This window comes from uncultured Flavonifractor sp., assembly GCF_944383115.1.
Lineage (GTDB): Bacteria > Bacillota > Clostridia > Oscillospirales > Oscillospiraceae > Flavonifractor.
Genome location: NZ_CALWOJ010000111.1, coordinates 1 through 5,935, shown reverse-complemented (window position 1 = coordinate 5,935; position 5,935 = coordinate 1). Strand labels below are relative to the sequence as shown.

Annotated in this window: 10 protein-coding genes and 1 pseudogene; all 11 read left to right on the top strand. The window is 63.8% G+C overall.

Features of this window, described 5'->3' with window-relative positions:
• Window positions 1-413: pseudogene (locus Q0K43_RS09955) on the top strand (hypothetical protein); the annotation flags it as partial.
• Between the two features lie 87 nt (window positions 414-500).
• The gene (locus tag Q0K43_RS09950) at window positions 501-845 is read left to right on the top strand and encodes a hypothetical protein (protein ID WP_297290384.1); all 345 of its coding nucleotides are present in this window, start codon (window positions 501-503) and stop codon (window positions 843-845) included.
• 18 nt (window positions 846-863) lie between these two features.
• The gene (locus Q0K43_RS09945) at window positions 864-1,898 is read left to right on the top strand and encodes a phage major capsid protein (RefSeq protein WP_297290383.1); all 1,035 of its coding nucleotides are present in this window, start codon (window positions 864-866) and stop codon (window positions 1,896-1,898) included.
• Window positions 1,895-2,257 (top strand): hypothetical protein, encoded by a 363-nt coding sequence (locus tag Q0K43_RS09940; protein ID WP_297290382.1) that lies wholly within the window; start codon window positions 1,895-1,897, stop codon window positions 2,255-2,257. The genes Q0K43_RS09945 and Q0K43_RS09940 overlap by 4 nt, the downstream gene beginning before the upstream one ends.
• Window positions 2,254-2,583 (top strand): hypothetical protein, encoded by a 330-nt coding sequence (locus Q0K43_RS09935; protein ID WP_297290381.1) that lies wholly within the window; start codon window positions 2,254-2,256, stop codon window positions 2,581-2,583. Before Q0K43_RS09940 ends, Q0K43_RS09935 begins: the two co-directional genes overlap by 4 nt.
• Window positions 2,584-2,701: 118 nt before the next feature.
• Entirely contained in the window at window positions 2,702-3,199 is a 498-nt protein-coding gene (locus tag Q0K43_RS09930) for a hypothetical protein (RefSeq protein ID WP_297290380.1), read from the top strand.
• Between the two features lie 2 nt (window positions 3,200-3,201).
• On the top strand, window positions 3,202-4,224 hold the full coding sequence (locus Q0K43_RS09925; protein WP_297290385.1) for a phage tail sheath C-terminal domain-containing protein: 1,023 nt from the start codon (window positions 3,202-3,204) through the stop codon (window positions 4,222-4,224).
• Window positions 4,225-4,236: 12 nt separating this feature from the next.
• Window positions 4,237-4,626: a hypothetical protein gene (locus tag Q0K43_RS09920; RefSeq protein ID WP_297290379.1), complete on the top strand. Its 390-nt coding sequence runs from the start codon at window positions 4,237-4,239 to the stop codon at window positions 4,624-4,626.
• Between the two features lie 17 nt (window positions 4,627-4,643).
• On the top strand, window positions 4,644-5,063 hold the full coding sequence (locus tag Q0K43_RS09915; protein WP_297290378.1) for a hypothetical protein: 420 nt from the start codon (window positions 4,644-4,646) through the stop codon (window positions 5,061-5,063).
• Entirely contained in the window at window positions 5,060-5,269 is a 210-nt protein-coding gene (locus Q0K43_RS09910; RefSeq protein ID WP_297290377.1) for a molybdopterin oxidoreductase, read from the top strand. Before Q0K43_RS09915 ends, Q0K43_RS09910 begins: the two co-directional genes overlap by 4 nt.
• Window positions 5,266-5,787: a hypothetical protein gene (locus Q0K43_RS09905; RefSeq protein ID WP_297290376.1), complete on the top strand. Its 522-nt coding sequence runs from the start codon at window positions 5,266-5,268 to the stop codon at window positions 5,785-5,787. The genes Q0K43_RS09910 and Q0K43_RS09905 overlap by 4 nt, the downstream gene beginning before the upstream one ends.
• Window positions 5,788-5,935 lie beyond the last annotated feature (148 nt).

The window sequence follows — 5,935 nt, the reverse complement described above, 5'->3', positions numbered from 1 at the left end:
GGTGCGCCCATGAGAAGGGCAGGGAGTACGGCGGCAAGCTGTGCTGGGCCGATCTGGTCCACGCCACCGACGCCTACGAGTGGTCCTTTGTGGCGGTACCGGCCCAGAAAAATGCGGGGGTGATGAAGAGTATGAGACAGGACATGGAACGGCTGGAGCGGGAGGCCGCCCTGGGGCGCAAGTACATACAGCAGCTCAAGGACGAGGTGGTGCGCCTGGGCGGCGCGGCCGGGCTCAAACTGGAACAGGCGGTGCTGAAGAACATTGTACAGCAGCTGGAAGAACCGGAACTGGACGCCCTCAAAAAAGCCTTTGAGGATCAGGTGGACAAGGCATGGGGAATGGAGACCCAGCTGCCCGCATGGGAGCGACAGATTCCGGCGGAGGGACGAGACGGAGCGTTTTTGATCTGAAACCGACGATAACGGATTGCTGCGCCAGTGTGCGCACTGGCTCGCAATGACGGGGATTGGCCCCGACAAAAAGAAAGGAGTAGAAACATGAGCAGCAAGATTTCTTTTGAAGGCATTGGCGAAGTGGTGGCTACCTTTGCCTGCGACGAGGGTGTGATCGCCGGTCAGGTGGTCAAGGTGACGGAGGACGGCACGGTGGGCCCCTGTACCGACGGCGAGAAGTTCTGCGGCGTGGCCCTGTCTGCCGAGGACGGCTATGCCGCCGTCCAGCTGGGCGGCCTGGTAAAGGTGGCCGCCACCGGCGAGGATATCCAGGCGGGTTGGGTCAAGCTGTCCGCTGACAGCGCCGGCGGGGTAAAGAAGAACGATTCCGCCGGTGTGGAGCACCTGGTGGTGCGTGTGGAGACCGACGGTGCTGTGGTGCGTCTGTAAGAAAGGGAGGATGGGAATATGAGCTATCGGTTTGACAATCTGAGACTGGAAAAGGGTATGTACAACGAGGCGGGCCGCACCTTTGCCCAGGTGCTGGAGCGGGAGGACCCCTCGGAGCAGTACAAGGGCACTCCTCTGGAGGGCCTGGACGCCTATCAGCGTCAGCTCAAGCGATTTGACATCAAGGTGAAGGGCGCGGGCAGCGACGTGGTGGAAAAGTTCTTCTCCACCAGCCAGTCCGCCGTCCTCTTCCCTGAGTACATCGCCCGGTCGGTGCGACAGGGCATGGAGGAGGCCGACCTGCTGCCCCACATCACTGCCGCCGTTACCAAGTTCGACGGCATGGACTACCGCTCCATTGCCTCGGTGCCTGAGGACGACCAGAAGGCCCTGCGCTATGTGGAGGAGGGCGCCACTATCCCCCAGACCCAGGTCAAGACCCAGGAGAATCTGGTCAAGCTCCACAAGCGGGGCCGGATGCTGGTGGCCTCCTACGAGGCCATCCGCTATCAGAAGCTGGACCTGTTCTCCGTCACCCTGCGGCAGATCGGCGCCCACATCAACCGGATGCACCTGGAGGACGCCATCGACGTACTCCTCAACGGCGACGGCAACGACAATCCTGCCCAGGAGTTTACCGTGGGTTCCGACCCCATTGGCGGCACCTCCGGCAGTCTGACCTACGACGATCTGGTGGATTTCTGGGCTCAGTTTGACCCCTATGAGATGAACACCCTGCTGGTGTCCGGCGACATGATGCGCCAGATGCTCAAGATGGACGAGTTCCAGAATCCCATGACCGGCCTCAACTTCCAGGGCACCGGCAAGCTGGCCACCCCCCTGGGGGCCACCCTGCTGCGCACCTCCGCTCTGGAGAGCGGCAAGCTCATCGGCCTGGACAAGCATTACGCCCTGGAGATGGTACAGGGTTCCGACGTGATGGTGGAGTATGACAAGCTCATTGACCGCCAGCTGGAGCGGGCCGCCATCACCTCCATCTCCGGCTTTGCCAAGCTGTTTACCGACGCGGCCAAGGTGCTGAAGCTGAAATGATGGAGGAGATCATGGCCCTGGCCCGGACGTTGGGCCAGGTGAGCGAGGATCAAATGCCGGTATTGGAGACGCTGTGCCGGGCTGCAGAACAGGAAATGACCGGCAGGCTGCGGGACGGCGTGACCCCGGAGGATTGCGGACAGGCCTTTGCGCTGGGGTGCGCCTGGCTGGCCCTGGCCGGACTGACGGGTGGACAGGCATACGGCGGCATGGAGTTCACTGCCGGAAGCGTCACCATCCGGGAGGGAGAAAGCGGCGAGGAGCGGGAACGTTCCGCCGCCCTCCGCCTCCAGGCTGAGATGGTACTGGGACCCTATCTGAAAGACCGGCACTTCGTGTTCCGGGGGGTGGAGGGATGACCGACCGCTGGAGACAGATTTTATCCAGATATGGTCAGAACGTTACCCTCCATCGTCAGGACGGGGAGGAAGGAACGGTATGCCGGGCCTTCCTCCAGCCCGTACTGGAGAAGGGAACAGACTTCTTCCAGCGGCAGCCTACCCCCCTGGGCCTGGTACGGCAGGATCGGTGGATCTGTCTGGGCGGGCCGGAGATAGCTCTGGATGAGCTGGGCGACGGATACATCGCCTGGGGGGATCTGACCTTTACGGTACGCAGCGCACAGCCGGTATACCTGGGAGAGAAGCTGGTGTACTGGTGGGGGCTGCTGGCGGTCAGGGACTGAGCGGGACTTGGAACAGTGTGGCGGGCGACCATAAAGGTCGCCCCTACGGGGCTGAAACGGGCCGATGAGGGCATCGGCCCCTACAAAAGAGATCCATAGACGGAAGCGGGGGAGAAGGATGGACTTTGGAACGATCCGGGAGCGGATGGCGGACTATCTGCAGGGGCAGGGCATCGACGCCCAATGTGCCTACCCGGAGACGCGGCGGGCCCGGAGGGACGGAGTGGTGGCTGCCGTCTCCCTCCGGGCCTGCCAGGGAGGGCCGGAGGGGTTCCGGGACTACCTGGGAGAGCGGTACGATCAGGAGAGCGGCCAGTGGCAGGAGCTGTACGGGAGGAAGATCGTCCTCACCTTCGGGCTGGATCTGTACGCTCCCCAGGGCTGCGGCGCGACGGGTATCCAGGAGACCTTCGACCGGATGGCTGAGGCCTTGCAGCGGGAGGGACCGCCCGGCCTCACCCTCCAGGAACTCTCCTGCGGAGAGACGGAATTTGACCAGGGGGCAGGCCTCTACCACCGGACGGTGGAGGCGGTATGCCGGGGCTACCTGTATGCGGTGGCTCAGGAGGGCGGCGCCTTCCTGGACTTTATTGTGAGAGGAGAGAGCCGGATTTGAGTATGACGATCCATGAACGGCCGGGGGTGTACTCCAGCTACGACGCCTCCACCGTGATCAGCGGCAGCAGCGGCGGCCGCACGGTGGGCCTGGTAGGCCTGGTGACCGAGGGGGAGAGCGGCAAGCTATACGCCCTCAACCGCTATGAGGACGCGGTGACCCAGTTTGGTCAGGAGGAGAACCTGACCAAGCTGGTCCAGATCCTCTTCCGCAACGGCGCGGCCAAGGTAATGGCGGTGCCTGTGAGCGGAGAGGAGGACTATCAGGGGGCCTTTGATCTGCTGGCTATGGAGGAGGACATCGATCTTGTGGTGTGCGACAGCACGGAACTGACCGTCCAGCAGGCTCTGCGGCAGAGCGTCTGCGACGCATCCCAGGCCAGACGGGAGCGCATTGCCGTGGTAGGCGGCGCCCAGAACGAGAATGTGGAGGCCCTGGTCCAGCGGGCGGAAGGGCTCAACAGCGAACGGGTGGTGCTGGTGGCCCCCGGCGACGACACCGGTCTGGCAGCTGCCGCGGTGGCGGGGGCCATTGCCGGAGAGAGCGACCCCGCCATCCCCCTGGGCGGCGCGGAATTGAAGGGCCTGGAGGGGATGGAGGCCCGGTACGCCGACACCGAGATCGACACCCTAGTGCGGGGCGGCGTTACCCCCCTGGAAAATGTGAGCGGCGTGGTCAGTGTGGTGCGGGGTGTCACCACCCGCACCAAGACTGGAGAGGCGGAGGACGCCACCTGGCGGGAACTGACTACCATCCGCATTGTGGATGACGTGATCCCCACCATTCGCAACTCCCTGCGGGCCAAGTTCCGCAGGACCAAGAACACGGAGCAGACACGGGGGGCCATCCGCTCCCAGGTGGTGCTGGAGCTGGAGAACAAGCTGGCCAGGGAGATCATTACTGGCTACGATCAGGTGACGGTGGAGGCGGACACGGAAAATCCCACTGTCTGCTTGGTAGACTTCACCTTTACGGTGGCCCACGGCCTCAACCAGATCTGGCTCACCGCCCACATCACGGTATAAGGAGGGAAGCACATGAAAATTTCAGGTTTTCCCACCAGCAGCGACATCTATCTGGAGATCGACGGGAAGAAGGTGGCGGTGGTCCAGAGCTACACCGCCAAAACCACCCGCTCCAGCCAGAGCGTGGAGGCCTTCGGCGAGGAAGAGCCGGTGGCTACCATCCCCGGACAGCGCACCCATGTGCTGGAACTGACCCGGCTGTACGCTACCGACGAGGCCATCCGGGACGGCATCAACTTCCACGATCTGGAGGATTTCAGCCTGGTGATCTGTAAGCCCGACCGGAAGATCATCTACTCCGGCTGTCAGTGGAGTACCATCGGCGAGACCGGAGCCCTGGGGGCCATGGTAGTGGAAAAGATCACGGTGGTGGCGGCCAAGCGGATCGAGACGGCGGTATGAGTGGGGGAGACTGCAAGATGGAGTCCCTGCTGAATCGAAAAGACCGGCTGACCCTGGAGGACGGCACCCAGCTGCGGCTGCTCTCCGCCCTGGAGGTGCTGGAGGCACGCCGGGAGGGGGAGGAACTGGCTCAGGGCGAAGGGGAGCGGGCTCTGTGCGCCAATGCCTGCCTGCTGGCTCGCGCCCTGGAGGAGAACGGCAAGCCCCTGTTCTCCTCAGGTCGGGCGGTGCTGGAACATCTCAGCGCCCGGGAGGTGGCAGACCTGGCCCGGCTGTGGGATGAGCTGGATCGGACGGAAAATCCCTCCCCCGAGGATGGGGAGGAGGAGGCCCGGACCCTAAAAAAAGCCTGGAGCATACGCCTTATGAGCGCCTTCGCTGGCGTGTGCTCAAGACGTTTGGGGCCCTTCCCACGGAGGAGCGGGCTCAAAAAATGAAGGCCAGAGACTACCTGTGGTGCGCCCTCAACCTGATGCTGGACCGGGAGGAAGTACTGGAGCAGCTGTGCCCCTCCTGCCGGCAGAAGGCGGAGGAGGTGTGCTGCCCGGTGTGCGGACAGCCGGCGGGGACCACCGTGGGTGGACAGAACGCCTCCTTCGATCAGGAGCGGTTTGAACAGCTGATGCGGGGGGAGAGGGCATGATCGACTATATCGGACAGCTGCTGGCGCAGCAGCTGGAGCATGAGGAAAGGGATGGAACCTGGGAGACCGGCCCGGTGCGGGTCCCGGCCCCTACCCAAGAGGAGCGAGGTTCCCAAGAGGGAGAGAAGAACGCGATTGGATTGGTCCTGCCCGACCTGGATGGCAGGGATGGGACAGAAGGACTGCTGCTGTCGGCGACGGGCAGTCTCTCCAGCACGGACGGTGGTGGAGTGACCCGTCGGTGGGCGGCGGGGGCGGATACGCTGCACCCGGCTGGAGAACGTTGGCCGGATAGTGGGCCGGAAGCCGCCCGGGCCTTGACAGAGGCCTCCTGGGGACTGGATCAGGCAGTACGGGTGAGTTTGGCGGGCCTTCCGGCGGCGGAGCGGCAGACCCAAGTGGTGACATTGGAGCCGCCGGGCAGAGAACCAAGCGGCGGCGAGGATACGCTGCGGCGGCTGGACCGGCTGGTGCGGCGGGACGCACGGAGATTTGACGGGGGGTTTCAACTGCTGTGAGACTGGCGGCAATGCGCTATAAAAACTATGTGTGGCCCCACAATCCCAGGGTGTATTCCATCTCCTACAAGCGGAAGGTGGGGGCCAGAGAGGTGCCCTTCGGCCACTATGCCCTGCAGGATCTGGGCCCCTCCTACCGCATCATGCG

Coding starts and splice junctions, on each gene's coding strand:
- Q0K43_RS09950 (WP_297290384.1), top strand. CDS start 501: ATGAGCAGCAAGATTTCTTTTGAAGGCATTGGCGAAGTGGTGGCTACC.
- Q0K43_RS09945 (WP_297290383.1), top strand. CDS start 864: ATGAGCTATCGGTTTGACAATCTGAGACTGGAAAAGGGTATGTACAAC.
- Q0K43_RS09940 (WP_297290382.1), top strand. CDS start 1,895: ATGATGGAGGAGATCATGGCCCTGGCCCGGACGTTGGGCCAGGTGAGC.
- Q0K43_RS09935 (WP_297290381.1), top strand. CDS start 2,254: ATGACCGACCGCTGGAGACAGATTTTATCCAGATATGGTCAGAACGTT.
- Q0K43_RS09930 (WP_297290380.1), top strand. CDS start 2,702: ATGGACTTTGGAACGATCCGGGAGCGGATGGCGGACTATCTGCAGGGG.
- Q0K43_RS09925 (WP_297290385.1), top strand. CDS start 3,202: ATGACGATCCATGAACGGCCGGGGGTGTACTCCAGCTACGACGCCTCC.
- Q0K43_RS09920 (WP_297290379.1), top strand. CDS start 4,237: ATGAAAATTTCAGGTTTTCCCACCAGCAGCGACATCTATCTGGAGATC.
- Q0K43_RS09915 (WP_297290378.1), top strand. CDS start 4,644: ATGGAGTCCCTGCTGAATCGAAAAGACCGGCTGACCCTGGAGGACGGC.
- Q0K43_RS09910 (WP_297290377.1), top strand. CDS start 5,060: ATGAAGGCCAGAGACTACCTGTGGTGCGCCCTCAACCTGATGCTGGAC.
- Q0K43_RS09905 (WP_297290376.1), top strand. CDS start 5,266: ATGATCGACTATATCGGACAGCTGCTGGCGCAGCAGCTGGAGCATGAG.